Here is a 26,084-nt window from a genome sequence, read left to right as displayed (position 1 = left end):
GATCGGTTGAACCCTTGTGAGTCATCGGAAAAAGGGGCGTCATCTTGCCAGTGGCTAACGCCAATGGACGCCTTATGCTTGAGTGGTTGTTCGTTTTGCATATTTCGAGGCGGTGGTATCGAAAGATCCTTGAGCGTCTTGCGCTCAGGTCCAAGTCTCTGTACACCCTTTTGATACGACGCTTTCCGTGAGCCGAGCTGATTCACACCGCTTTATGGCACCTAATGATCCTTTAGCTCTCAAAGCTCTGATTTGTAGGAATCGACAGAGGTGAGTCATGGATAAAGATGGGTCTGGTCAATCGCGCCTACCCCAGGCACCCGAGGTTCGGTGTGTGAACGAGACTTTTGTGGCCGACTCAGCTGAACAACTTCGTCTTGTGCTTGAAGCAGCTGCTGTCGTCGGAACCTGGGTGTGGGACATTCCTAACGACCGGGTTACGGCAGATGAGCGCTTTTCCAGATCTTTTGGGATTCCCGCTCAGAAATGCGAAGCCGGTATCCCGATAGCTGAGGCCTTCACTTCTATCTACCCTGGCGATCGTGAGCGCGTTTCCAGGGATATCGAAGAAGCGGTGGCACGAGGCGGCACGTTTCGCTGTGAGTATCGGGTGCGCAACGATGACGGTCTCTATCACTGGATTGAGGCCAATGGGCATGCCGAACTTGACGCCCAAGGACAGGCCATACGTTTTCCCGGCGTGCTCATGGACATCGAAGCCCGGAGGGCTGCTGAGGCCGAGCGGGATCGCGTATCGGCACTGTTGCGCACCTTCACAGCAGCGGTGCCCGGTGTTGTCTATGCGAAAGACCTGGAGGGCAGGGTCCTTATTGCAAACCATGGGGCGACGCAGCTGATCGGCAAACCGCCTGAATTCTATCTAGGCAAAACCGATCTTGAGTTCCTGGATGACAAGGCCCAGGCACGCCAGGTGATGCAGACCGATCAGGAGGTCATGCGTGGCGGCAAGGCTGGTCAGATCGAAGAGCGGATTGATATGCCCGACGGTTCTGCGACAACGTGGCTCTCGGTCAAGGCACCGCTACTCGATGAGTCTGGAAAGGTCATAGGACTCATTGGTTCCTCTATCGATGTCTCCGCTAGAAAACAGGCCGAAGCTGCGCTTCTACACCTTAATCGGACGCTAGAGGAGCGGGTCAGGGAAGAAGTGGCCCAGCGTGAGGCCGCCCAAGAAGCGCTGCGCCAAGCCCAAAAAATGGAAGCGATAGGGCAACTCACCGGCGGCATTGCACATGACTTCAACAACCTTCTGGCAGGCATTACCGGCAGCCTGGATCTAGCTAGGTTGAGGGGAAAAGATGGTCGTTCGGCGGATGTCGAGCGCTACATTGAAATCGCGCACCGGGCTGCTCAGAAAGCGGCGGCACTTACTCATAGGTTATTGGCATTTTCACGTCGTCAGCCTTTGCAGCCTTCTCGAGTCGACGTCAATGGATTGATAACAGGGCTTCAGGAACTCATACGCCGCACCGTTGGCCCGTCGATTGACCTCAGTGTCGATTTGAAGGCGGAGCTGGCTACCTGCCTGGTAGATCCCGTTCAGGTTGAAAACTCACTGCTGAACCTCTGTATCAATTCACGCGATGCCATTGGCCAAAGAGCTGGCAAGATCACTATCTCCACAGCCAACGTGTATCTCGAGGAAGGCGCCGATCTGGATTCGGAGCTCAAGCCTGGTTCATATCTGATGATTAGCGTGATCGACAATGGGGCAGGGATGTCTCCCGAAACCCTTCTGAAGGCCTGCGAACCATTCTTCACCACCAAATCCATCGGTGAAGGAACCGGGCTCGGATTGTCGATGGTGTACGGTTTTGCCAAGCAGTCGATAGGGCAAGTCAGGATTTCTTCAGAAGAGTCAGTGGGGACGCAGGTGGATTTGCATCTTCCAACAGCCCTGGGACAGCCGGAGCCCACTGGTTGCGTGGAGATGCGTGGCGATTTCTCACCTAAATGGTCAGACCGCACCGTATTGATTGTCGACGACGAGCCCTCCGTGCGAATGTTTGTCAGCGATGTTCTCAGTGGTCTGGGGTGCACCGTTATCGAGGCGACAGATAGCCAGACTGGCTTTCAGATCCTTGCCTCCGATGCACGCATTGATCTGCTGGTGACAGATATTGGCCTGCCCGGTGGAATCGATGGGCGGGAGATGGCGATTTTGGGGCGCCAGGTGCGTGAAAACTTGCCCGTCATACTCATGACAGGGTATTCGATCCCCTCCGGATTTGACGATCAGGTGCTGCAGGGCTTTTCGGCAGTGTTAATCAAACCTTTTGAAATGGACGACCTGATTGCCAATGTTCACGAGCTGTTCAAAAGGGGCCAAGCCAGCTGAGACGCTTGTGAACTTTTTACTTCGTTAATTACATAGATGGGCCTCGCTAGCCAAGAAAGAGCCATAGCGGGAAGCCAGGGCGCTCCATGTCCCTGGCGATTTGCTCAGCGGTTATCTTCCGTCATTCCACTGTCTTCGTCCTGAATAGCTTGAGACCCGTCGTCCATGTCGTCCTGCCGGTCGGACTTGATGCCAGTGTCATGTCCTCCTTGGCCACCCCGTTGAGTGGCGCCACCGGCACGCTGAGGATCATCTTCCTGAAGATTACCGCCGCTGCCTTGCCCTGTTTGCTCATCCTCAGATCGTCCCCCGGACATCTGACCGCCTTTCTGACCAGCTTCTGAAGCCCGTTGTGGATCGTTAGCGAAATTGCCCCCTGATACTTGACCACCCTTTTGACCGGCTTCTGAGGCCTTTTCGCGGTCATTCGCAAAATTGCCAGGGTTGTTCTGAGCGGTGCCGCCTTGTTGACCAGTTTTGTCTTGATCGTTTGCCATGATCTCGCACCTCATGAGTCACACAGTGGGCCTGTGTGTTTTCTTGAGAGCTTTGTGAGATTCCCTAAGCACCGTTTACTTTCGTATTAGCTGACCGAATGCGCGAAAGGTCGAGCCACGCAACCTATTGCGTAGTAAAGACCTCAGCGATGCACACTTGCCAAACTCTCTGGGACATGCTTTTTGTGCTGTATCGCTCAGCGCGCGGCAGTTTCAAATTGAACGAGTTATCAACCGTTCGAGTCATTAAGTAGTGAGACGCCGTTTCGCCGGTGAATGAAAAGGATCTGAAACTGATTTTGATGTGAGTATGGGTATGTGGGATGAAAAGGACCGCAAGGTAAAAAACAGAGCTACTATCATTTGCCTGCGAAGTGGCAAAATCCTGATGGTTCGAAAAAAAGCGGGTAAATGGCATTTCCCTGGCGGCACCATCGAGTTTCACGAGACGCCCACTGTGGCTGCCGCGCGGGAGTTGCAGGAGGAAACGTCCATCAAAGGGCATTGTCTGCTCTCGCTTTGTACCCTGAGAGTGGGCTCCACACTCCATTACATTTTCACCACTCAGCTGGACGACGGAGAAAAACCGCTGGCGAGTAACGAAATCGTTGCCTGCAAATGGGTGTCTCGGGAAAAGCTGCTCTCCACCGACCTGAAAGCTTCAGCGGCGGCATTGCTTTCGCGTCAGTTGCCAGCGCTTAGCGCATGATCCAGAGGCTTTAACGGCAGGAATAAAGGTCGGTAAGGATGGCGTAAATGGCTTTGTGCCTTGTTGTTCCGAGTGTGGTAACTGCTGTCTGAAATCTAGGGTCGGCCCGGAAATCCAGGTCGGTGCTCCGAACCCGGGCTTCAGATCTATTGACTTGATCGGCTGTTCGTTTTATCAGGTGTCGATGCAGCGGGTTGGTGTAAATGAAGCCCCGTCGGATCTGTTATCTGGATGACATTGCCATGTTGCCAACCATCTGCCCTGCGGTCAGCTGCTGGGATTTGAATGTCGGCTCGCTGAGTTTTGATTTTTGTCGGATCCACTCCTAAACGCTGATTGCGCTGGTCGATCATATCTGCGTCAGCCTGACCATCAGCAGTGAATCCCATCATCAACTGCGGAACGCCCGCTGGTAACGCTTTGTCCTGGTCGGTGTGCCACGTATGCCATGTCTTGCCGTAGGTATGGGCAAGCCGTTTCATCAATACATGCTCAACAGGTGCAGGAATGCCGGGAGCAATCAATTGCCCTGACGATACCTCGTACCCGTGGCTGTGCCACATTGCTTTCTCCCTGGCCGGCAGTCCAGCAAACAGCTTCTCGTCGATGATGTACTCGACGCCCATGATCTTCGCGTGTTTCGTGTTGCCGTCGAAGATGATGCACTGGATGACATCCTCATTCAGAATCGAGCAGTAATGATGCGCTTCCATCTGCACATCGGGGTGGCCGTTGTAGAAATGAAAGCCATCCAGGTATGCGTTAACGGCCTCAATGGGAGGCCTGGCCTGCAGTGTCGCGGCGCCGGCTTCCAGCAGCTGAGTCTTTACTGATTCAGGCCTTCCGGGTGTTACCACAGGCGACTTCGTTTCGGGAGTGGAACAGGCCCACAGCAGAGAGCAGGCGAGGGGAAGGGTTATCGATTGAAATAGCTGTTGCATGTCTAGTGCTCTGGCAGGTGTCTTCAAAGGACAGTCCAGACACTCAAGGCAGACAACTCAGCGGACGAATGGCCCAGGTCGGTAATGAGCCGGCGCTATGACAGCGACTTGCGCTTGAGCGGCATGACAGCTGTGCCGGATCATCAGTGCGAGCTTGCCTTGCGGACGAAGCACCTCCACTTTGTCGGAAGGTGGGAAATCAATTTCCGTCAGGGCGACAGTTCGCCTGGTTTACTGATACCCATTTCATTCCGACTGGCGAACCTTTGGCGAATGAATTTTCCCGCTGAATATACGAAAGCCAAAGGTGTTGTAGAACAAGGTCACCGGCATCAGCAGTGCAAAACCGCCCAGCATGAACGTTTGGCTTGTCCTGCTGGATGCGGCGTCGAATAGCGTGAGGTCGGGAGGGACGATCAGTGGGAAAATCGTAATGACCATCAGCGTGAATGCCAGAGCGAACACGATCAGCGCGCACATCAGCGGCAATACGTCGTGCCGACTTCGAAAACTCGCCCAAAACGCGATAAAGGCAACAAGAGCAGTCCCGCCAGCGGGACCGAGCACGGAAGGGCTGGAAAGTCGTTGCGCATAGACTGTCGCCATGCTGAGTGTCCAGAACAGCAGAATAATCACCAGCATGAAGGTGGCCACGCTAAGAAGTTGAGCTTGTCTGCGCGATGTTTGCTGTAGCTCAGATTCGCTTCGCCAATACAGCCAACAGGCTCCGAGCCACGCATAGCCCACAACCAGTACGCCGGCGCAGTAGAGTGCAAATGGGCTGGTCCATTCCCAGCCTGTTCCAGTGAACTGCCCGTTTCGGTGGGAAATACCTTGTACCAGAGTACCCAGCGCTGCGCCTTGGCATCCGGCGGCTATCAACGACCCGCACATATGTAGTGCGTCTATGCCCCGCTTGATAGTTGGGTTTTCTGTGTAATCACGAAACTCCAAGGCCATGGCGCGGACGATCAACGCCAGGAACATGGCGATGAACGGCACGTACAACGCAGGCAGCAGAATCGCATAGGCCAGAGGAAACAGCGCTAAAAGTCCCCCGCCTCCTAGAACGAGCCAGGTCTCGTTGGCATCCCAGATCGGCAAGATGGACACCGCCATGGCACGTCGCTGGTTGGCGCTCCGGGTAAACCCCATGATGATACCCACCCCCAGGTCAGTACCGTCGAGCAGCACATAGCTGAGCAAGGAGAAGGCGAGCGCCGCCGCTGAAAGTAATACGATCAGGTCACCTTCCAGCATAGGTTGCACCTCATGGCTTGCCGATTTCGTCTGGAAGGGTCGGCTGTGGTGGTTGTTCTCCGGCTTTGGGCGGATGACGCAGAATGCGCAGCAATACCCACAATCCGATGCCGAACACCGCCAGATAGAACATCAGAATTACGCCGGTAGAGATGATGACCTGATCGCTGGAAATGGGCGATGCACTGTCCGCCGTTCGCAGCAATCCATAGACCGTGAAGGGCTGGCGGCCAACCTCGGTAACCATCCAACCGTTGATCATGGCCATGAAACCGGCCGGGGCCATCAGCACAGCGCAACGGTGGATCCAGCGCGCAGTGTGTAAGCGTTGTCGATGGCGCAATACCAGGCTTGAGATTCCAAGCACCACCATAAGCACGCCCAAGCCCACCATCAGGCGAAAGGCCCAGAACACAATCGCCACGGGAGGCGTGTCCTCAGGCGCAAATTCAGTGAGCGGTCTGATCGTGCTGCTCAGGTCATGGCGAAGATACAGGGAGGCTATGCGTGGTATAGCCAGCTCGAAATGATTGCGCTGCTCGGCCGTGTCGGGCAACGCAAACAGACGCAGGGGTTCACCTGCACCAGATGGAGGGCGTTCCCATGCACCCTCCATTGCAGCCACCTTCTGGGGTTGAAATCTGAGCGTGTTTTCGCCATGCAGATCGCCCGCGACAACCTGAAGCGGTGCGAGTACCGCAATGGTCCACATCGCCATGGAGAACTGTACTCTGGCGTGGTGGTCAGAGGACGTTTGCAATAACTGCCATGCACTGGCTCCGGCAATCAGCAGAGCCGTGGCCAGGAAGGTCGCCAGCATCATATGGGCGAAACGGTAGGGAAAAGAAGGATTGAAGATAATCGCCCACCAGTCCTGCGCGACAAACCGTCCATCTGTACCAATGCCGAAGCCACTTGGCGTGTGCATCCAGGAGTTCGCAGACAGGATCCAGAATGCGCTGATGACGGTGCCGACAGCCACAGCCCATGTGGCGAAGAAATGCAGCCTGGGGCCAACTTTACTCATGCCGAACAGCATGATCCCGAGGAAACCTGCCTCCAGAAAAAACGCAGCCATCACCTCATAGACCATCAGAGGCCCGAGGATCTCCCCGGCCTGGGTGGCGAGCCGTCCCCAGTTGAGGCCAAACTGATATTCGAGAATCAGGCCCGATGCGGTACCGATGGCGACGTTGAGCGCGAAAATTTTCAGCCAGTACCGATAGAGATCCAGATAAACCTGCTCCCGACGCCGAAGCCACAGGGCTTCTAGCACCAAGAGAAAATTCGCCAGACCAATGCTGAACGCCGCAAGCACAATATGAAAGCTGATGGTTACGGCAAACTGTATACGCGCTGCGAGCAGCCCCCACTCAACACTTTCCATCGGGTTTCCCCTGTTCGGCGCGCTCTCTACACGACTTGATCTGTTTCGGGCACGGCGTGAGCGATATCGTCAGCATCCGGCTGCGCATGAAGCAGGATGACGGGCACCGATTTCGCGGCGGGCACTTTGCTCCGCGAGGCGTGGTGCCAGAGGGGGACGAGCGAATTGGATTCAGGGTAGTAAGAGGCGGCGCAGCCCTCCGGTATGTCATAGGCGATAATCTGGAAAGGGCCTGCCTCGCGGCGCACAGTCGGCTCAATGGCCGTGCGCAAACGAACCCAGTCGCCCGGCACAAAACCCAGACGCACGATATCGTTACGGTTGAGGAACACTACTTTACGCGTGCCTTTTACGCCTCTGAAGCGGTCATCGTAGCCGTACACCGTTGTGTTGAACTGGTCATTGCTACGCAGCGTCATCAGTTGCAAGACGTCACGGCCGGCTTCACTCGTCAGTACGTCATCATCCTCATCGAGCGTTTCTGGCGTGATGAACTGAGCCTTCCCTGATGGCGTGGCCCATTCCCGGAGCGATGCGCCCAGCGGCCGATGAAACCCACCGGGCTCCCACATACGTGCTTCGAAGTCATGGAAGATGTCCGGATAGACTTTGCTGATCGCTTCGCGAACCAGGGCATAGTTGTGCTTCCAGTGCAGCCACGGAACAGCGACTGAGTCGCCAAGCGTCGCGCGGGCCAATTCTGCAATAATTGCCAACTCTGAGCGCAGCTGCTCGCCTGCCGGTTCTGCGTTGCCGCGCCAGGCGTGTATGCAGCCGGTGCTGTCTTCAGTGGTATACGTCTGTTCTACGCCCAGCTGCCGGTCGATCTCGATTCTGCCCAGGCAGGGCAGCAGCCAGGTGTGTTCACCGGGTACCAGATGCGTGCGATTGAGCTTGGTAGCGATCTGTACACTAAGGCGAAGCTGCGCCCAAGCGGGCTCCATTCGGCTGGTATCGGGGACAGCGCGCAGAAAGTTGCCGCCTAGCCCGATGAACCCCTTCACATTGCCTTTTAGAACACCCTCGCAGGTATCGACCGTTGTCAGGCCTTTGTGCTCCGGAATCTTGAAGCCGAACAAAGACTCGATCTTTTCTCTGGGCACTTTCGCAGGGTCTTCGGTGATCCCAACCGTGCGCTGGCCCTGGACGTTCGAATGACCTCTTACCGGGCAGATACCTGCTCCCTGCTTGCCAATATTTCCGCGCAGCAAGAGTAAATTGACCAGCATCTGCACGTTACCTACGCCGTGCCGATGCTGGGTCATACCCATACCGTACACGATCATCACTTTCTCGCTGCGCGCATAAACGGTGGCGGCGGCCTCCATCGCGCTTCGGGTCAGCCCGGACCGTTGCTCCAGCTCACCCCATGCATAGCCCCGCACCTGCTCCATGAAGTGGCCGAGGCCGTCGGTATGTTGTGCGAGAAAATCATGGTCCAGCACGGGCGGCCCTCCGTTGTTTTTCGACCTTTCTTCCATTTCCAGCAGAGCCTTTGCCACCCCCATGACGGCAGCGGTGTCGCCGCCGATGGCCACTTGGTGATATTGAGTGCTGATGGCCGTGGATTTAGGACCGAGCATTTCAGTGGGTGACTGGGGGTTTACAAAGCGCTCCAGTCCTCGTTCGCGGATCGGGTTGAAGGTAATGATCGGGACTTTGCGCTTGCGTACCTCTTGAAGCGGATGAAGCATGCGCGGGCTGTTGCTGCCTACGTTCTGCCCGAAGAAAAAAATGCAGTCGGTGTGCTCGAAATCGGCCAGCGTGACCGTGCCCACCGGCACTCCAATGCTTTCCTGCAAGCCTACCGAAGTGCTCTCGTGGCACATGTTGGAACTGTCGGGAAGATTGTTCGTGCCATAGGCTCGCGCAAACAGTTGGTAAATGAACGATGTTTCGAGCGATGCGCGCCCTGACGCGTAGAAAACCACCTCGTCGGGGCTCAGGGCGCGTAATTGAGCGCCGATTGCCTCTACGGCCTCCTCCCATGTCGTGGCCTCATATCGATCAGTCAGCTTGTCATAGCGCATTGGGTGGGTAAGACGGCCATGCTGCTCCAGTTCAAAATCCGTCCAGCCCCGCAACTCGGTCACCGAATGGGCTTTGAAGAAATCGGGCGGGCTGCGCAAGGACGTCAATTCCCACGCAGTCGCCTTGGCGCCATTTTCGCAAAACTCGAGAGCGTGGGGGTCGCCAGGCTTGGCCCATGCACAGCTGACGCAGGCGAAACCCTGGGGCTTGTTCTGTTTGGTCAAAGCGGCAGCGCCTTTGATCAGTGTCTGCTCGCGCCAAAGGATATTCAGCACGGAATGGGCAGATCCCCAACCTCCTGACGCTGAGGTGTAAGGTCGAAAATGTGATGTGCCATGGATCATCCTCATGCCGACCTCGTCTCGCCATTTATTGTGTCTAAACGTTACGAGTGCGGGGTACCCCTTAAGTTCGGAGATTTTCAGGGGATCGAGGCTTGCTACGCCAACCGTCAATCAGGGTGAACGGATGAGGCTGCGTCAGGCTCAACCCAGAAGATCTCTTCTCGCTCCATCTGCCTCGGGACCTCCAGAATGGCCAGCTACCTGTACTTGATCAGCTATATCCTCGACAACCAGCCCGGTACTTGCGAATACCGCAGTGACCAGGAGGACCTGAGCCGCGAAGCTGCGCGTGAATACCTTAAGGGCCTGCATCGCAACGAAGCGTCTTCATTCACGGATGTGCAAGTTCAGCGCCTTGAGCATGTGCATGAGCCCGGCACATCGCCAGGGCACTACCAGCAACCCTGACGGGTTACCGGCATGAACGCGCTGCACGAAATCAGCCAGGAAGAGTGCCGACTGGTGGCGATCAATAGGTGGTTTCTGCTTTACGATGACGTGGAGCAAAGACGTGATTGCCCGAGCACCCATCATGAAGAACTGCTGCGTCAAGCCGACGAGATGGACCGTCTGGGACTCGTGGACTGGCGAGAATGGCGAGACCTGCGCAGGCTTGCAGATAGAGGCTTTCTGAAAGCCATCGCCGGTTTGGATTACCAAAAGAAAAACCCGTTCGTCGGAGCACCAAGGATAGGAAAAAACCAATGAGGGAAGCGGCCATCAGAACAGTTGTAGAGTTCGTTTGACTCTCCACATCAGGTCTTTGGCCCGCCTCAGTGCGGGCCTTTTTACGGTTCGAGCGCGTGCCAATTGCAGCAACGGCGTGCTATGGAGTGCCATGATGATCCACCTGGGGTGCGCGGGCTGGAGCTTGTCCCGCCAGTACGCCGATGCGTTCCAGCAGCCAGGCAGTCACCTGCAGCGCTATGCCGCGCGGCTTGGGGCCGTGGAGATCAACAGCTCGTTCTACCGGCCGCACCTACCTGCGACCTATGCCCGTTGGGCTTGCTCGGTACCGGAGCATTTCCGCTTCTCGGTCAAGCTGCCGAGGATCATCACCCATGAGCTGCGCCTGGAAGGCTATGAGTGTGCGCTGGATGCGTTTCTCGGCCAATGTCGGCAATTGGGTGACCGCCTCGGCTGCCTGCTGATACAGCTGCCGCCGTCGCTCGCCCATGATGCCAGCCGCGATCGGCGTTTCTTTGAATTCCTGCGCCAGTGTCATGCCGGGCCGGTGGCGGTAGAGCCCAGACACGCCAGTTGGCAAGCGGCGCAGTCGATGCTGATCGACTTGCATATTGCCCAAGTGGCGGCGAGCCCTTCGCGCTTCGCCGCCGATATGCAACCCGCTGGCTGGCCTGGATTGGCCTACTGGCGCCTGCACGGCGAGCCGCGGATCTACCACAGCGAGTATTCACGACAGTACCTGCAACAGCTGGCTGAGCGGCTGCAGCGCAGCCACGCTCAAGGTGCAGCTACCTGGTGCATCTTCGACAATACCGCCTCCGGTGCTGCACTGGGCAATGCGCTCGCGCTCGAGCGATATCTGCGCTGATGCAACCGGATCAAACTTTTTGCACCTGTCGGGCTCTTCTGAGAACAGTTTGTAGCGCGAGGAGCAAACCATGAAGCATGACGATGGCAAGATCGGCGACAAAGTCCCACGGCCGCTTTCTTCTGAAGAGGCTCAGCAAGGCGAGCGGGTGCCAGACCCGGTGCTCGAGCGCCCAGACCGGGACACAGAGGCAGTGGACAAGGTCATAACGCCCACCTCCATCAAGGAACAGGAAGAACAGACGCGCCAGATCAAGCAGAGACTGGCAGAGGCCGACAAGAAAGCCCGCCGCTGAATACTTGCTTAGGTGGCCGGGCGTCCAGCCCGGCACGTCCGAAAATGCTCAGTGTGGCCAGTGTTGCAGGACGCGTCTGCGCACGTCTTCCGGATAACCCTGTGCGAACGAGGCGTGCAGATGACGCTGGCTTTGCAGCGTATCGAAGACCACCTTGGCGCCTTTACCGGCGAGGTATTCCTCCTCCTCGTAGCACTGAGGCAGACGGATCACGCGCTGATCGTCAAATACCGCACGGCGCCCCACCGGGTGAACCCGTGTCGACAGCACCCAGGCCACCTCGCGCAGGTTGGTGGGATCGAAGTCATCGTCAACCACATACACTTTCGGGATGAACACCATTGCATCGGTCTTGAACAGCACTTCGCCAATGCGCTGAGCCAGGGCCTGGCTGCTGACGCCTGGCAGCCGGTCACGCCACTCCTGCGGCATGACCACGAGCAGCCAGTGCACCGTGGAATCTTCCGGAATCCATGCGGTCTTGACCGGCAACCCCGCCTCACGCAGGTGGGTCAGCGCATCGGCGGCCAGCCCTATGGCCCACAGCGTATGGGATTCGTCGGTCGGCCGGCCTGTTACCGACATCGGCCAGATCGGGTCATCGCGATGGGTGATGGTTTCGACATGGAAGGTAGGCTGCGCCGACGAACCTGCGCCCAGATACCCGCCGTATTCGCCGTATGGGCCCTCCTGACAGTCGCGGGTGATGGACACATGGCCTTCGATGATGATTTCCGCCGTGGCTGGCACATCCAGGTCCACACTGATGGCTTTCACCACAGGCACCGGTGCCCCTGCCAGCGTACCGATGTAGTCGGCCTCATCGGCATGGGCAGGAATCGGGATGCCCGAAACACAGGAGATCGCCGGGGCCGGGCCCTGTACCAGGGCGTAGGGCATGGGCTCGCCGCACTGCACCCACTGGGTCCAGATCTGACCGATATGCTGGCTCGGCACGATCAGGCCGACCATGCGTTTGCCATTCACCTTCATGACCCGGGCGATGGACCAGTTCACCCACTTGCCGTCGGGCGTCTTGACGATCAGCGTGCCCCAGGTATTGGCATAACGGCCGCCATCCTTGTCGTGGGCGTAGGGAATTGGAAAGCGATCCAGGTTGGCGTCGTCGCCGCGCAGGATGTTTTCGTGGCAATGGGCGTATTTGCTGGCCACCTGCACTGGCGGGATCCCCGGCTGCTGTCGGGCTGCTGCCAGTGCTTCGATGATCTGTGCCCCCGTGGATTGTGCAGCCAGCCCTAATGACAGGGCCACCCTGGCATAGGGCATGTCACGGCGCGAAGACAACGAGGCCGGTGCGCCAAACAGGCGAAACCCCGGTGCCACCCCGGCCACCTGATGGAAAAGCGGTGCTGGCGACTGGATCTCGTAGCTGCGCCGGGTGATGGCGCTCGGTTCGAAATCACAATCCACTTCCCGGCGCACGTGCATGATGTCGCCCAAGGCGTCCAGCGCCGCGATGTAGCTTCTCAGGTCGTCGTAGTACTTCATGCTGGGTGAATCATTACGCTGATGCGGCGACGCTCGATGACCTTCCGAGAGCCGGGCGCCCCGATAAGCTTGTCGAAGGTAACGGTGGTGTCGGCATTGGATGCCGGATTCGGGATGACGCGTATGACCTGATAATCCTGGCTGTCGCGCACTTGCGGCTGGAGCTCGACCGTACTGGTATCCGGGGTACTGGCAACCCAGGTGTCACCAGGGGACACTGCAAGCCGAGCAGAGTAGGTACCACCAGCCACACTGTGGAAGGTGCAGCCATCGACCACCTGCGCGTGGGCTGGGCAATGGACCGCCTTGGCGCCTGGACGCAGTGGATTTTCGATGGCGTAGGTGATACCGGCGGTATCCGCCAATGCCAGTGATCCGAGAGGGCTGGCCAGAAGACCGATCAAGAGGGTGACCCGCATTGCAAAGCTTCCTTGTGAGCAAGTTCAGGATGTATACAGACTGTATAATCCATCTTTGACATGCGTCAACGTATTCACAGGGAATGCCTGACCTCCCAACTAGCAGAGCCAAGCCTGCCGTCAGGTTGTCAATAGGGTGCAGGTATAACCGTCCCGGCCGCTGTTGCGGGGGTAAAGCGAGATGCTCCATGCTTCGCTGGCGGACCTCATGAACCTCAAAGGCTGTCAGGGTCGCCGAAGAACATTTGGACAGGTCTCTAGGACGGCATCAGAGGTGATGGCGAAATGCTGGTCGGCATCGCACAGACCGGCGTCGACAAACCGACGCAAATCCGCTGAGCGTCTGTCCGGCCCGATCAGCGGCCGCTAGCGCAGCGACAGCAGGGAGGCTGGATTACCGTAGCGCTCCAGGCACCCGGCACTGGCATGGATGCCAATCCGCAAACTGCCGACACGCCGCACCGTGATATCAGCTTCATTGGGCCGCATCAGCCGCACCGCGATATCCGATTGCAGCCTGGCGATGTCTTCAAGCGCATCGCTTATGCTCAACTCATGTTTGAGCCCGGCGTGTTCGTAATGGAAAGGGCGCAGCAGGTCAGGCAATACCTCTACGCCAAGCAACTCGCCACAGGTCAGCCGGACTGTACCGTGATCCATCGACGCTTCAGCGCTGGCCATGCGGTTGAAGGTTTGCGCGGCCAGATCCATGGCCTCCACATGTTCGATCAGGCGCTGCGCTCCGGCAGTAGGCGTCAGCCCTTGAGGTGTGCGGGTGAACAGACTCACACCGAGAGCGTGTTCAAGATGGTCCAGGCGCCGACGTGCAGTGGCCTGGGCGATACCCAGCAACTTCGCCGCGCCGCTCAGGCTGCCAGAGCGCAACACGGCGAGAAATACACGCTGGCTTTCCCATTCAATACCGCTCATACATTCTTGGCCAACAGTTGCTCCTAATTTGCTCTTCTGCCCGAGCCCGTGAAAAGCGATCATTCGCCCGCATTTTTCCGGGTTTCATTGTAAGTAACTAAGGCATGAGAATCACCGGTCAGTGCCGATGTGGGCAAGTCACCCTTGAGATCGTGGCGCAACAATTGCCGCCGCTGTATGCCTACCACTGTTTGAACTGCCAACGCTGGAGCGGCAGTGCTTTTGGACTGCACATGCTGAGCCCGGCGTCGACTATTCAGGTGTTTGGCGAAACGGCGATCTTTGAGCATGAACACCAAGGTCAAACGTCTACCCAACATGCCTGCGGTACATGTCATACCCGGCTGTTCAACGAGACTACGGCAGCACCCGGCATGCGAGTGGTACGGGCCGGCATCCTGGATGGCGCTGAGCGTTTCGAGCCGGTTGCGCATATCTGGACACGGCGCAAGCAGCCATGGCTGGTGCTGCCCGGTACTATCGCGCAATGGCAGGAGAGTCCAACGCCAGAAGCATTCGCCGCAGCATTAGGGTAAAAGGGTTTGCTCTTTCATCAGTGAATGCGTGGCTCGCCGAACGGCAAATTGTCAGGGTCAACTACGTCCGCAATGGGTCGGATAGCGACGGTCATACCTCGACCGTCGCTGTACGATTTCACACCTGCGTCTGCTCCGCCATCTCCAGGGCGTCATCGACTTCAATACCTAGGTAACGCACCGTGCTTTCAAGCTTCGTATGGCCGAGCAGGAGCTGAACTGCTCTCAGGTTCTTTGTCCTGCGATAGATCAGCGATGCCTTCGTACGTCTCATTGTGTGAGTGCCGTACATAGCTGGATCAAAGCCGATAGAATCTACCCACGCCTTGAGGATTCGGGCGTACTGCCGGTGGAGAGATGCATTGAGGCGTGTAGCCGGCTTGGAAAAAGGCAATCCTCGCTATGGAGACGAGCTTGATGTATCCAGGCCTCTAGGGCGAGCCGTGTTTGCTCTGTGATCTCAAACTGCACGGGCCGCTGTGTTTTCTGCTGCATCACTATTGCTCGCGATGACACGTGCTCCCCATGAGCAACGTCGCGTACGCGAAGCTTGGTCAAATCGCAGGCTCGTAGCTTGCTGTCGATGGCCAGATCGAAGAGAGCTAAATCACGGGTTTCTTCCGCGATTTGGAGTCTTACCCGAATGGCCCAGATATCTCTCAGTCGGAGCGGAGCTTTCTGTCCGACCAATTTTCCTTTGTTCCAAGGCTGATGGAGGCTGGTCGTGATGGCGTTCATGGCTTGTTCTCCAGGTGTAGGACGACAAGGATGGTCAGCTCGATCCAGAGGCGCTAACCGACCCATAGCGGGCATCTGAAGGCCGGCACTGACTACAGAGCGTTGGGACGGTACCGGCTATGGGTCGAAATCGCTCTCTCATGAAACAACGCTGTCCCAAACAATGACTGCCATATCCCAACTGATCGCCAGCCCCAACGTGTCTGGACCTTACGCCAGCCAATAAAGTTATGGCCTACATCTGAATCTTGTATTTCATCTGCACGCGCACAGCTGATTAGCATCGTCGATGTCTTCCTGTCGACGAGAACAACAACGTGAACCTTGGAACGATCATTACCCGAAGTGCCCGCTACTGGCCTGATCAGATTGCCGTGGCGGACTGCCAGGCGCGCCTGACCTACGCCGAGCTGGAACGTCGCAGCAACCGCCTGGCCTCAGGGCTGGGCACTCTGGGCGTGGCCATCGGCGAGCATGTGGCGATCCTCGCGGCCAACCGCGTGGAGCTGGTGGAAGCGGAAGTGGCGCTGTACAAGGCGGCGATGGTCAAGGTGCCGATCAATGCCCGGCTGTCAGTGGATGAAGTGGTGCGGGTGCTGGAAGACTCCTGCAGCGTTGCACTGATCACCGATGCCAGTTTTGCCCAGGCGCTGTCATTGCGGCGTGCGGAGTTGCCGCTGCTGCGCCAACTGATCGTGCTGGAAGGCGAGGGCGGTGACCTGGGTTATGCCGCGTTGCTTGATCGAGGCAGTGAGGCACCGCTGGGCCTGGACCCGGCTGACGATGCGCTGGCCGTGCTGCATTACACCTCCGGCAGCTCCGGCGTGCTGAAAGCCGCCATGCTGTCGTTCGGCAACCGCAAGGCACTGGTACGCAAAAGCATTGCCAGCCCGACACGGCGCTCCGGGCCGGGCGACGTCATGGCCCACGTGGGGCCCATCACCCATGCCAGCGGCATGCAGATCATGCCGCTGCTGGCGGTGGGCGCCTGTAACCTGCTGCTCGACCGTTATGACGACCGCCTGTTGCTGGAGACCATCCAGCGCGAACGGGTGACGCGGCTGTTCCTGGTGCCGGCGATGATCAACCGCCTGGTCAATTACCCCGGCGTCGAACGCTTTGACCTGTCGAGCCTCAAGCTGGTCATGTATGGCGCCGCGCCCATGGCACCTGCCCTGGTGAAAAAGGCCATCGAACTGTTCGGGCCGATTCTGGCGCAAGGTTACGGCGCCGGTGAAACCTGTTCGCTGATCACCGTGCTGACCGAGCAGGACCACTTGGTGGAAGACGGCGATTATCAGCGCCTGGCCTCCTGCGGGCGGTGCTACTTCGAGACCGACCTGCGGGTGGTCAACGAGGCGTTCGAGGATGTGGCTCCGGGTGAAGTCGGCGAGATCGTGGTCAAGGGCCCCGACGTGATGCAGGGCTACTGGCGCGCCCCGGCGCTCACCGCCGAAGTGATGCGTGACGGTTACTACCTTACCGGCGACCTGGCCACCGTCGATGCCCAGGGGTACGTGTTCATCGTCGATCGCAAGAAGGAAATGATCATCTCCGGCGGGTTCAACGTGTACCCCAGCGAAGTGGAGCAGGTGATCTACGGCTTCCCCGAAGTGTTCGAGGTGGCGGTGGTCGGCGTGCCCGACGCGCAGTGGGGCGAAGCGGTACGCGCGGTGGTCGTGCTCAAGCCCGGGGCGCAACTGCAGGCCGCCGAGCTGATCGAGCGTTGCGGCCGTGCGCTGGCCGGTTTCAAGAAGCCGCGCGGCGTCGATTTTGTCAGCGAACTGCCGAAAAACCCCAATGGCAAGGTGGTGCGCCGCCTGGTCCGGGACACCTACTGGCAACACAGTGAACGTCGTATCTGACCAGGGAGCATCACCATGTATCAACCCAGTGCAAAGGCTGCGCAGATTATCGAAGCGATCGAGGGTTTCGTCCGCGATCAGGTACGCCCGCTGGAGCAGCAGGCACAGCTGGACTGGGCGCGCCCGCACCCCCAGCCGGTGCTGCGGCAGGTATGGAAGCTTTCCAGCGAGCAGGGCCTGTACTCCGTCATGCTGCCTGAAAGCATGGGCGGGGCCGGCCTGAACGTGGCTGACCTGTGCGCGGTCAAGGAGGCCACGGTGCTGACAGGCTCCATGCTCGCCTCACACGTGTTGGGTGAGCTGTCGGGGCCGCCGCGGGTCGGCCACCTGTTCAAGGTGGCCAGCCCCTACCAGGTCGAGACCTTTCTCAACCCAGTGTGCCGCGCTGAAAAGGCCGTGTGCTTTGCCCTGACCGAAGCCGAGGCCGGCTCCGATGCCACCGCCATTACTACCCAGGCGCGCCGCGACGGCGACCACTATGTGATCAGCGGCAGCAAGCGTTACATCTCTGGTGCCACCTACGCCGACCTGGCGGTGCTGCTGGCGGTGACCGGGCCGGGGAAGGGCGCCCAGGGCATTTCGGCGTTCTTCGTCGACCTCAACGCCCCGGGTGTGCGAATCGACAGCGATTACTCGGTGATGTCCGGTGGCGGTGCCCACGGCGACATCGTGCTCGACCAGGTACGCGTGCCCGCGGCCAACCTGATCGGTGAAGAGGGGCAGGGGTTCAAACTGGCCATGGGGCGCATCACCCTCAACCGCCTGCTGCATTGCCCGACCCTGCTGGGGATGGCCGGCCTGGCGCTGAACCTGTCGATCGAGCATGCACGCAGCCGCAAGCAGTTCGGCCAGCCGATCGCCATGTTCCAGGCGGTCAACCACATGATCGCTGACATGGCCACCGAGCTGCACGCTGCGCGCAGCATGGTCTACGCCACGGCCCAGGTGAACGACGCAGGTGGCGATATCCGCACCCAGGCGCCGATGTGCAAGCTGTTCGTCTCCGAGGCTGCCTTCCGCATCGCCGACAAGGCAGTGCAGGTGCACGGCGGCGCTGGCCTGATGCAGGGCCACCCGGTGGAGTGGATTTTCCGTGCCACGCGGATGATGCGTATCCTCACCGGTACCAGCGAGATCCAGCGCAACACCATCGCCAAAGGCGTGCTGATGCCTGCCTGAACGACGGGCCGCCCTTGCGGCGGCCTTTTTGCAACACCCCACAACAATAACAAGAGTACTCGCCATGACTGCGGATTCTTCCCTGCCCAACCCCCGTACCGCCTGGCTGGTGGCCGCGTTGCTGGCCCTGCTGATGCTGGTCAACTTTCTCGACAAGGTGGTGATCGGCCTGGTGGCGGTGCCGATGAGCGCCGAACTGGGCCTCACGGCCACCGAGTTCGGCCTGATAGGCGGCGCCTTGCATTGGTTTTTCGCGATCTCCGCCGTGGTCGGTGGCTTCATGGCCAACCGGCGCCCCACCCGCACCTTGCTGCTGGGCATGGGCCTGTTCTGGGCGCTGATCCAGCTGCCGATGCTGTTTGCCACCTCACTGTGGGCCATCGTCGCCTGCCGTGTGCTGCTGGGTATTGGTGAGGGGCCGGCATCGCCGGTGGCCACCCATGCGCTGTACAAGTGGTTCCCCAACGACCGGCGCAACCTGCCGGTGGCCCTGCTGCATGCCGGCAGTGCCATGGGCCTGCTGGTCGCGGGGGCGATGATCCCCTGGGTCAGCCTGCATTACGGCTGGCGCACCAATTTCATCATCCTTGCGCTGATTGGCCTGGTCTGGTGCCTGCTGTGGTGGCGGCTGGGCCAGGAGGGCACCCTCGAGCGCCTGCGTGCCAGCCAGCTCAAGGCCGACGAGCCGGCTATTCCGTATCGCAGGCTGCTGGGCGACCCCAGCGTGCTGGGCAACTACCTGTGCCACTTCGCCGCCAACTGGTCGCTGGCCCTCACCCTGACCTGGGTGCCCAGTTACCTGCAGGTGGGCCTGGGTATCGACCCGCTGCAGACCGGGCGCATCTTCATCATGTTCGTGGTCGTGACCACGCCGCTGAGCTTGCTGCTGGCCTGGTTCTCCCAGCGCCTGATGCGTCGCGGCGTGAAGTCTCGGGTGGCACGCGGCGTGTTCGTTTCGGTGTGCCTGATACTGGGCGGGTTGTTGTCGGCGTCGCTGATGCTCCCTGGCTTGAGCACGGCCGCAAGGGTCGCCGCACTGACCCTCAGTGGTGGCCTGGCGCTGGTGATGTATTCCGTGGGCCCGGCGATGCTCGCCGAGTTCACCCCGGCGGCCCAGCGCGGCGGCATCCTCGCCATGGGCAACGGCATCGCCTCGCTGGCCGGGTTGACAGCGCCGGTGGTGACGGGCTTGCTGGTACAAGGTGCGGGTAGCGAACACCCGGCGGGGTATGCCCAGGGCTTCCTGGTGTGCGGCGCGGTGCTGGTGGTAGCCGGGCTGGTGGGGCTAGCCACCATGAACCCGCAGCGCACCCAGCAGCGCCTGCGCGAGTCGGCTGCAGCTGGCGGGCAGGCGCGCGCTCAGACCGCCAGCTGAACGCCGAGCACCGACTCCAGCGCCTCGGCCTCCTTGCCGATCAGTTCGCCCCGCCAGCGGCCGCTGTTGACCAGGTCGATCAGCACGCTGCGCACCAGGTCGCGCAGGCAACCGGCAGCGAACGACAGGGGCTTGTGCTGAGAGTGCGCCAAGGCGATGGTGCGGCTGATGCGAGGTTCGACGATGCGCCGCGCCGCGGTGGGTTCGAGCAGTACGCTCAGCGGGGGCCAATTGCTGATGGTCGCCGCCAGGCCGGCGCGCACCAGGCTGGCGATGCCGGGTGCCGATTGCTGCTCGTAGGCAGCGGCCAGGGGTACGGCCGCTTCCATGGCGGCTTGCTCGATGCGTCGGCGCAGGTGCAGCGTCCTGGGCGGTAGCACCAGCCGGGTGGCGGCGGCTTCGGCGAGGGTGATGGTGTCGGGGGTGCCAGGGGCTGATGCGCCAACCCAGTACAGCGCTTCGGTGAAGATCGGCTCGGCCTCCACATGGTCGAGCTCCTCGGCATTGGGCACCACACCGAAGTCGACCTTGCCCAGCTCAATGGCCTGGCCGCCTTCACGGCTGAGGCCGTCCCATACGGTCAGCGTCACGCCGGGGAAGCGCTGTTCGGCGCGCCTGACGATTTCTGGCAGCAGCAGGTCGGCGGCCGTGGCCGGGATGGAAATGGCCACGTGGCCCTTGGGGTCGCCGCGGCTGGATTTCAGCTCATCCTTCACCGAGTCGAGTTTCTGCACCACCTGCCGGGCCACTTCGTAGAGCTGGCGCCCGGCATCGGTCAGGGCAATGCCATCGTGCTGGCGGTCGAGCAGCTGCATCTCCAGCTCGCTTTCCAGCAGGCTGATCTGCCGGCTCAACGCCGGCTGGGCAATGTAGGCGCGACGTGAAGCGGAAGAGAAGCTGCCGGCTTCGACGATGGCGATCAGGTAGCGGAGCTGTTTCAGGGTCATCGGAGCGGTTCCAAGGGTATGCCGAACTGATATGGCACGTATCCGAACACGTTATTTGTGGGGTTCGAAGCGCGGCTCCTAGTATCACCCCGAAAGGGCGTGCCAAGGCAAGCCCGGCCCGGACACCACAACAACAAGAGGCCAAGCCCGATGAAACCCTTCGCCCTGCTGCGCATGTTCCTGTTTGTCAACGCCAGCCTGCTGAGCCTGTACGTGGCGGCCATGCCACTGCCCGCAGACTTGACGCCGGTGGGGGCCGAACGCGGGCCCGGCAGCGACGGCCGCATACCGGCCTGGAACGGCGGCCTGCAGGCGGGGCAAGTGTCGCTGGCGGTCAACGGCACGCCGCTGGACCCGTACGCCGATGAGCAGCCGCTGTATGTGATCACCGCCAACAACTACACCCAGTACCGGGAGCAGCTGACGGCGGGGCAGGTGGCCTTGATGCAGCGCTACCCCCAGTCGTTCCGCCTGCCGGTGTATCCCTCCCATCGCAGTGTCGCGGTGCCGCCACCCGTGGGCGAGTGGGCCCGGCACAATGCGGCCAGTGCCCGGCTGGTCAACGACGGCAACGGCGTGGAGGGCTTTGCCGGTGTAGTGGCATTCCCCAAGCCCGAGAATGGCCTGCAGGTGCTGTGGAACCACCTCACTCGGCCGCGCAATGGCAGTTACCGCCTGGCTTCGGACAGCATCACCCCGCGTGGCGATGGCCGCTTCGCGACGATGAGCCTGCAACAGAACTTCGCCCGCCCCGACGTTCTGGAAGGCGGCCAAGCGGGCAACGTGCTGTATTACCTGAGTTACCGCATGACCGCGCCCTCGCGCCTCGCGGGCGATGCTGTGGTGCTGCACGAAACCCTCGATCAGGTGGCCCAGCCGCGTCTCTCGTGGCTGTACAGCAGCAGCCAGCGGCGGGTGCGGCGCGCCCCGGCGCTGGCCTATGACAGCATCACCCCAGGCACGGCGGGTCTGCGCACCGCCGACAGCCGCGACATGTTCAACGGCGCCCCGGACCTCTACCAGTGGACCCTGGTGGGCAAGAAGGCCCTGCATGTGCCGTACAACAGCTATCGCCTGGCTTCGCCCCTGCTCGGTTATGCCGCGCTGATCGGGCCGGGGCACGTCAACCCGCAACCCACCCGCTACGAGCTGCACCGGGTGTGGGAAGTGGTGGGCACCCTCAAGCCTGGGGCGAAGCATCTGTACGCCAGTCGCCGCTATTACCTGGACGAGGACAGCTGGGCAATCCTCGAGGCGGACTTCTTCGACCACAAGGGCCAGGTGTGGCGAACTGCCCAGGCCCACAGCTACTACCACGTGACCGGGCAGGCGCTGGTCAACGCCATGGAGGCGATCTACGACCTGCGCAGTGGCCGCTACCAGCTGTCTGGCCTGACCAACGAGCAGCCAAGACCGTACACCTTCGACGTGCGCACCAGTGCTTCCTACTTCTCCCCCGGCGCATTGCGCAGTCAAGGGCTGCGTTGACACAGGGCTCTCATGAATTCCAATCACCGTCATACCCATTGGGAGCGCTGGTTGCTGGGGCAGGGCAAGGCGCCTGACCCGCGTTTTACCCTGGCCAATGAGCGCACCTTTCTTGCCTGGATCCGCACCGCCCTGGCCTTGCTCGGCGGCGCCATCGCCATCGAAACCTTTGCGGCCCATGCCTGGCCGCCGTCTGGGCGCGTGGCGATGGAGCTGGCGTTGCTGGCCACCAGCCTGCTGGTGAGCCTGGGCGCCGGCTGGCGTTGGTTGGCGGTGGAGCGCGCATTGCGCCGCGAGGCGCCGCTGCCGTTGCCGCGCCTGGTGCCGCTGCTGAGCGTGGCGTGCGGGCTTGCCTGCGTGGCGCTGATCGGCGTGCTATGGGCGCGCTGGCATGGCGGATAGCGCCGGGGACACTGGGCTGCAGGCCGAACGTACGGTGCTGGCCTGGCGGCGCACGCAGGTGTCGCTGCTGCTGGTAGCGTGCATCGCCTGGCGTGGCGAAATGTGGGTGGTGGCCGGCCTGGCGGCGCTGCTGGCGCTGCTGGGCCGGGCCCGAGAGCGCGGGGTGTACCGCCGCGGGCTGGGCATGCTGCACCGCGAGCAGGGCCACGCGGGGGTATGGAGCGTGCTGCTTTGTGCCCTAGGGGTGGCGGGCCTGGTGCTGAGCGTGTGGTTGCGCCGCCCGCTTTAGGGCGGTGCTGTGGGTGATTCAGGGGGTGACGATATTGAAGCGCCCGTCCGGCTCGTCCAGCCCTGCCATGAAGCGCATGAACCTCATGCGCTCGCCACTGATGTCGATATCACCCACGGTTGCTTCCTTGAGAAATCCGGTCTGCTTCAGGGCGATGCGGTCCAGGGTAGCCTTGCTCATTTTCACCTCGACATCCGCCTGCCCGTGGCGGGTGTGGTCGCGGTGGGTCAGCACGCCGTTGCGCAGGGTCAGGGCGTAGTCTTCGTTCAGGTCGGTGAAGTGCCAGTTGATGGTCAGGTCCTGCTCGGCGGCCTTGGCAGCATCCACGCGTACGCCCAGGTAATCGAAGAACAGCGTCGGGGTCAGGGCGCGTACCAGGTCGTCCGCGCTGCCGCCTTTGCTGGCGGCCGGCGCCACACCGTTGCGCAGCTCTTGCGCACCGGTCAGGTAGGCGTTGCGCCAGGTGGCGTTCTCGCTCTGGTAGCCTAGTTGCTCCAGGGCATCTGCCTGCAGCTCGCGCGCTGCGCTGTTGTCGGGCTGGGCGAACACCAGGTGCCGGGTGAGCTCGGCAACCCAACGGTAATCACCGCTGTCGTAGGCCTCACGGGCCAGGGTCAGCACCCGCTCGGCGCCGCCCAGGGCCTTGACGTAATGCGTGCCGGCCTCGTTCGGTGGCAACGGGTTGAGGGTTGCCGGGTTGCCGTCATAAAAGCCCATGTAGCGCTGATACACTGCCCGCACGTTGTGGCTGAGCGAGCCGTAGTAGTCGCGGCTGTACCATTTGCTGGCCAGCCGTGGCGGCAAGGTGGTCAGCTCGGCGGCGATCTCGGTGGGGCCAAGGCCGCGGTTGATCAGGCGTAGGGTCTGGCTGTCGATGAAGGCGTACATGTCGCGCTGATCAGCCAGGTAGTCGCGGATCGCCGCGCCGCCCCAGGTCGGCCAGTGGTGTTGCGCAAACAACACTTCGGCCTGCTCGCCATAGCGCAACAGCGATTGGTCGAGGTAGTGCGCCCACACCTTGGCATCGCGCACATGGGCACCGCGCAGGGTCAGCACGTTGTGCTGCACGTGGGAGGCGTTCTCGGCCATGCACAGGGCCTTGAACTGAGGGAACCACAGGTTCATTTCAGCAGGCGCTTCAGTGCCAGGGGTGAGCTGGAACTCGATGTCGACACCGTCGATGCGCAGGGTTTCGAAAGGCTGCTCGATCAGCCGGGTCGGGGCAATCAGGCTAACCGTGGCATTGGCCGGCACACCCTTGCCCAGGCCGGCATCCACCTGGCCGCGTGGCCCACGTGGCAGTGGCGCGCCGTACATGTACTGCGCACGGCGCTTCATTGCCGGCCCGGCCAGCACGTTTTCGCTGACAGCATGTTCGAAGAAGCCCTGCGGGGCGATGACCTGCACCTTGCCGGCCTTGACGTCGGCCGCGTCGATCACCCCACGCACCCCCCCGAAATGATCGACGTGCGGGTGGGTATAGATCACCGCCACCACCGGCCGCTGCGGGCGATGGCGAAAATACAGGGCCAACCCGGCCCTGGCGGTTTCCACCGACAGCAGCGGGTCCATCACGATCAGGCCGTGCTCGCCTTCGATCAAGGTCATGTTGGCCAGGTCCAGGCCGCGCACCTGGTAGATGCCTTCGTTGACCTTGAACAACCCGGCAAGCGTGTTGAGCTGGGCGATGCGCCACAGGCTCGGGTTGACCGTGGCCGGTGCCTCGCCTTTCAGGAAGGCATAGCGCTGCAGGTCCCAGACGGTTTTGCCGTCGGCATTGACCACGGGCTGGTCGACGGCTTCGAGCAGCCCGCGGCGGGCATTGTCGAAGTCGCTGCGGTCGTTGAACGGCAGGCGCTGCAACCATTGCTGATTGCTCTGGCGGGTGAAGTCGCTGGCGTCCTTGGCCGGCCCTTCGGCCAGCGCCGGGTAGGGCAGGGCCAGGGCCAGCAGGCAAGGCAGTGTGCGTAGGCGCATGGGGTGGTCCTTGTTGTTCTGAGGGGGAACACTCTAAGGACAGAGCTCGCTGGCGAACCAATACCACTCTTGCATGGCCACCCATGCCCAAATGCGATAGCTCAGCCGGCACCGATGTCCATGATGCGCGTCACCAGCCAGGCCAGTGCCGGGTCGTGCTGGCGATGGGCAAGGTACACCAGCTCCAGCTGGAAGGGCTCTAGGGCGAACGGCAGGTCGAATACCTGCAGTGGCAGCAGCCGGGCGAAATGGTGGGCCAGGGCGGTGGGCAGCACAACGCACAGGTCGGAGCTTGCGGCCAGGTGCGCGGCCTGCAGGTAATTGGGCGTGGTGTAGACGATGCGCCGGGCCAGGCCCTGTTCTCCCAGCCACTGGTCGACCATCCCACGGGTCTGGCCGCCGTGCACCCACAAGTGGCGCAAAGCGAGAAACGCTTGAAGGTCGAGTGTGCCATCCACTTCTGGGTGGCCCTGGCGCACCGCCACGTGCAGGGTTTCGCTGCGCCAGTGGCGCCGCTCGTAGCGCGCCGGCACCTCATCGAAGCGTCCCAGCACCAGGTCGAGTTCGCCGCGATCGAGGGCTTCGGCGGGCAGATTGGGCGCGAGGTGCAGCACATCCACGCGCAGATGCGGCGCCTGGGTTTGCAAGGTGACCAGCAACTTTGGCATGCACAGCTGTTCGGCAAAATCGGTGAGGGCGATGCGCAGCTGCCGGTGGCTGAGTCGGGGGTCGAAGCTGTCGCCGGCGCCAAGGGTCTGTTCGATCTGCCGCAGCGCCGCGCGAATCGGGCCTTCCAGCGCCAGGGCGCGCGGGGTTGGGCGCATGCGCCGGCCCACGCGCACCAGCAGCGGGTCGCCCAGCAGGTCGCGCAGGCGTGACAGCGCATTGCTTACCGTCGGCTGGGTCAGCGCCAGGCGCTCGGCAGCGCGTGACACGTTCTGTTCACGCAGCAGCATATCCAGGACGCGCAGCAGGTTGAGGTCGAAGTTGGTTATATTCATGGGAAGAATACATGGGATGGAAAATGAGAATTTCAAAAATAGTAGGCGCCT

23 protein-coding genes and 2 pseudogenes are annotated in these 26,084 nt (G+C 60.8%); 13 read left to right on the top strand and 12 right to left on the bottom strand.

All coding sequences use genetic code 11. The annotated features are described in order from the left end of the window. Positions 1 to 277 precede the first annotated feature (277 nt). The gene (locus ACLEJU_RS11210; RefSeq protein ID WP_435422235.1) at positions 278 to 2,359 is read left to right on the top strand and encodes a PAS domain-containing protein; all 2,082 of its coding nucleotides are present in this window, start codon (positions 278 to 280) and stop codon (positions 2,357 to 2,359) included. A 104-nt stretch (positions 2,360 to 2,463) separates the two neighbouring features. On the opposite strand, the gene ACLEJU_RS11205 is transcribed toward ACLEJU_RS11210, so the two are convergent. Continuing rightward, positions 2,464 to 2,856 carry a general stress protein gene (locus tag ACLEJU_RS11205; protein WP_435422236.1) on the bottom strand — a complete coding sequence of 131 codons (393 nt, stop codon included), beginning with the start codon at positions 2,854 to 2,856 and terminating at the stop codon, positions 2,464 to 2,466. Positions 2,857 to 3,172: 316 nt separating this feature from the next. On the opposite strand from ACLEJU_RS11205, the gene ACLEJU_RS11200 reads away from it, so the two are divergent. Continuing rightward, the gene (locus ACLEJU_RS11200; protein WP_435422237.1) at positions 3,173 to 3,565 is read left to right on the top strand and encodes an NUDIX domain-containing protein; all 393 of its coding nucleotides are present in this window, start codon (positions 3,173 to 3,175) and stop codon (positions 3,563 to 3,565) included. A 146-nt stretch (positions 3,566 to 3,711) separates the two neighbouring features. On the opposite strand, the gene ACLEJU_RS11195 is transcribed toward ACLEJU_RS11200, so the two are convergent. From ACLEJU_RS11195 to ACLEJU_RS11180, 4 genes are all read right to left on the bottom strand, one after another. After that, entirely contained in the window at positions 3,712 to 4,506 is a 795-nt protein-coding gene (locus ACLEJU_RS11195) for an OBAP family protein (RefSeq protein WP_435422238.1), read from the bottom strand. A 246-nt stretch (positions 4,507 to 4,752) separates the two neighbouring features. Next, positions 4,753 to 5,766 (bottom strand): cytochrome d ubiquinol oxidase subunit II, encoded by a 1,014-nt coding sequence (locus ACLEJU_RS11190; protein ID WP_435422239.1) that lies wholly within the window; start codon positions 5,764 to 5,766, stop codon positions 4,753 to 4,755. Between the two features lie 10 nt (positions 5,767 to 5,776). Beyond that, on the bottom strand, positions 5,777 to 7,153 hold the full coding sequence (locus ACLEJU_RS11185) for a cytochrome ubiquinol oxidase subunit I (RefSeq protein WP_435422240.1): 1,377 nt from the start codon (positions 7,151 to 7,153) through the stop codon (positions 5,777 to 5,779). 26 nt (positions 7,154 to 7,179) lie between these two features. Next, positions 7,180 to 9,534: an FdhF/YdeP family oxidoreductase gene (locus ACLEJU_RS11180; protein ID WP_435422241.1), complete on the bottom strand. Its 2,355-nt coding sequence runs from the start codon at positions 9,532 to 9,534 to the stop codon at positions 7,180 to 7,182. Positions 9,535 to 9,717: 183 nt separating this feature from the next. On the opposite strand from ACLEJU_RS11180, the gene ACLEJU_RS11175 reads away from it, so the two are divergent. The 4 genes from ACLEJU_RS11175 to ACLEJU_RS11160 all read left to right on the top strand — a co-directional run bounded on the left by ACLEJU_RS11175 (position 9,718) and on the right by ACLEJU_RS11160 (position 11,378). Next, positions 9,718 to 9,936: a hypothetical protein gene (locus tag ACLEJU_RS11175; RefSeq protein ID WP_435422242.1), complete on the top strand. Its 219-nt coding sequence runs from the start codon at positions 9,718 to 9,720 to the stop codon at positions 9,934 to 9,936. A 12-nt stretch (positions 9,937 to 9,948) separates the two neighbouring features. Continuing rightward, positions 9,949 to 10,236 carry a hypothetical protein gene (locus tag ACLEJU_RS11170; RefSeq protein ID WP_435422243.1) on the top strand — a complete coding sequence of 96 codons (288 nt, stop codon included), beginning with the start codon at positions 9,949 to 9,951 and terminating at the stop codon, positions 10,234 to 10,236. 133 nt (positions 10,237 to 10,369) lie between these two features. Then, positions 10,370 to 11,083 carry a DUF72 domain-containing protein gene (locus tag ACLEJU_RS11165; RefSeq protein WP_435422312.1) on the top strand — a complete coding sequence of 238 codons (714 nt, stop codon included), beginning with the start codon at positions 10,370 to 10,372 and terminating at the stop codon, positions 11,081 to 11,083. A gap of 70 nt (positions 11,084 to 11,153) precedes the next feature. After that, the gene (locus tag ACLEJU_RS11160) at positions 11,154 to 11,378 is read left to right on the top strand and encodes a hypothetical protein (protein ID WP_435422244.1); all 225 of its coding nucleotides are present in this window, start codon (positions 11,154 to 11,156) and stop codon (positions 11,376 to 11,378) included. Between the two features lie 48 nt (positions 11,379 to 11,426). On the opposite strand, the gene ACLEJU_RS11155 is transcribed toward ACLEJU_RS11160, so the two are convergent. The 3 genes and pseudogenes from ACLEJU_RS11155 to ACLEJU_RS11145 form a co-directional block, all read right to left on the bottom strand. Continuing rightward, a complete protein-coding gene (locus tag ACLEJU_RS11155) occupies positions 11,427 to 12,887 on the bottom strand; it encodes a UbiD family decarboxylase (RefSeq protein ID WP_435422245.1) in 1,461 nt (486 codons plus the stop codon). Further along, positions 12,884 to 13,306: a hypothetical protein gene (locus ACLEJU_RS11150; protein ID WP_435422246.1), complete on the bottom strand. Its 423-nt coding sequence runs from the start codon at positions 13,304 to 13,306 to the stop codon at positions 12,884 to 12,886. The genes ACLEJU_RS11155 and ACLEJU_RS11150 overlap by 4 nt, the downstream gene beginning before the upstream one ends. Before the next feature lie 267 nt (positions 13,307 to 13,573). Further along, positions 13,574 to 14,299 (bottom strand): annotated as a pseudogene (locus tag ACLEJU_RS11145) (LysR family transcriptional regulator); the annotation flags it as partial. Positions 14,300 to 14,340: 41 nt separating this feature from the next. On the opposite strand from ACLEJU_RS11145, the gene ACLEJU_RS11140 reads away from it, so the two are divergent. Next, positions 14,341 to 14,772, top strand: coding sequence for a GFA family protein (locus ACLEJU_RS11140; RefSeq protein ID WP_435422247.1), 432 nt, complete (start codon positions 14,341 to 14,343; stop codon positions 14,770 to 14,772). Between the two features lie 118 nt (positions 14,773 to 14,890). Here the strand turns inward: ACLEJU_RS11140 and ACLEJU_RS11135 are convergent. Continuing rightward, positions 14,891 to 15,510: pseudogene (locus ACLEJU_RS11135) on the bottom strand (tyrosine-type recombinase/integrase). 317 nt (positions 15,511 to 15,827) lie between these two features. On the opposite strand from ACLEJU_RS11135, the gene ACLEJU_RS11130 reads away from it, so the two are divergent. The 3 genes from ACLEJU_RS11130 (at position 15,828) to ACLEJU_RS11120 (ending at position 19,929) form a co-directional block, all read left to right on the top strand. Further along, positions 15,828 to 17,375: an AMP-binding protein gene (locus tag ACLEJU_RS11130; protein ID WP_435422248.1), complete on the top strand. Its 1,548-nt coding sequence runs from the start codon at positions 15,828 to 15,830 to the stop codon at positions 17,373 to 17,375. A 15-nt stretch (positions 17,376 to 17,390) separates the two neighbouring features. Then, entirely contained in the window at positions 17,391 to 18,554 is a 1,164-nt protein-coding gene (locus tag ACLEJU_RS11125; protein WP_435422249.1) for an acyl-CoA dehydrogenase family protein, read from the top strand. 64 nt (positions 18,555 to 18,618) lie between these two features. Further along, positions 18,619 to 19,929 (top strand): MFS transporter, encoded by a 1,311-nt coding sequence (locus tag ACLEJU_RS11120; protein ID WP_435422250.1) that lies wholly within the window; start codon positions 18,619 to 18,621, stop codon positions 19,927 to 19,929. On the opposite strand, the gene ACLEJU_RS11115 is transcribed toward ACLEJU_RS11120, so the two are convergent. Next, positions 19,914 to 20,876, bottom strand: coding sequence for a LysR family transcriptional regulator (locus ACLEJU_RS11115; protein ID WP_435422251.1), 963 nt, complete (start codon positions 20,874 to 20,876; stop codon positions 19,914 to 19,916). The genes ACLEJU_RS11120 and ACLEJU_RS11115 overlap by 16 nt on opposite strands. Positions 20,877 to 21,026: 150 nt before the next feature. On the opposite strand from ACLEJU_RS11115, the gene ACLEJU_RS11110 reads away from it, so the two are divergent. From ACLEJU_RS11110 to ACLEJU_RS11100, 3 genes are read left to right on the top strand one after another with little or no spacing between them, the layout of a single operon-like run. Next, positions 21,027 to 22,364 carry a DUF1329 domain-containing protein gene (locus ACLEJU_RS11110; protein WP_435422252.1) on the top strand — a complete coding sequence of 446 codons (1,338 nt, stop codon included), beginning with the start codon at positions 21,027 to 21,029 and terminating at the stop codon, positions 22,362 to 22,364. A gap of 12 nt (positions 22,365 to 22,376) precedes the next feature. Next, positions 22,377 to 22,766, top strand: coding sequence for a YidH family protein (locus tag ACLEJU_RS11105; RefSeq protein ID WP_435422253.1), 390 nt, complete (start codon positions 22,377 to 22,379; stop codon positions 22,764 to 22,766). After that, complete coding sequence (locus ACLEJU_RS11100; protein ID WP_435422254.1) at positions 22,756 to 23,055, top strand: DUF202 domain-containing protein; 300 nt, start codon at positions 22,756 to 22,758, stop codon at positions 23,053 to 23,055. Before ACLEJU_RS11105 ends, ACLEJU_RS11100 begins: the two co-directional genes overlap by 11 nt. An 18-nt stretch (positions 23,056 to 23,073) precedes the next feature. Here the strand turns inward: ACLEJU_RS11100 and ACLEJU_RS11095 are convergent, their stop codons facing one another. Together ACLEJU_RS11095 and ACLEJU_RS11090 are read right to left on the bottom strand one after the other, a co-directional pair. Next, complete coding sequence (locus ACLEJU_RS11095) at positions 23,074 to 25,032, bottom strand: alkyl/aryl-sulfatase (RefSeq protein ID WP_435422255.1); 1,959 nt, start codon at positions 25,030 to 25,032, stop codon at positions 23,074 to 23,076. A gap of 101 nt (positions 25,033 to 25,133) precedes the next feature. Beyond that, complete coding sequence (locus ACLEJU_RS11090) at positions 25,134 to 26,033, bottom strand: LysR family transcriptional regulator (RefSeq protein ID WP_435422256.1); 900 nt, start codon at positions 26,031 to 26,033, stop codon at positions 25,134 to 25,136. Positions 26,034 to 26,084: the final 51 nt, after the last annotated feature.

This window comes from Pseudomonas sp. SMN11 (assembly GCF_052041945.1).
Classification (GTDB): Bacteria; Pseudomonadota; Gammaproteobacteria; order Pseudomonadales; family Pseudomonadaceae; genus Aquipseudomonas.
The sequence above is the reverse complement of the archived record's forward strand: the minus strand, read 5'-3'. Positions and strand labels throughout refer to the sequence as shown.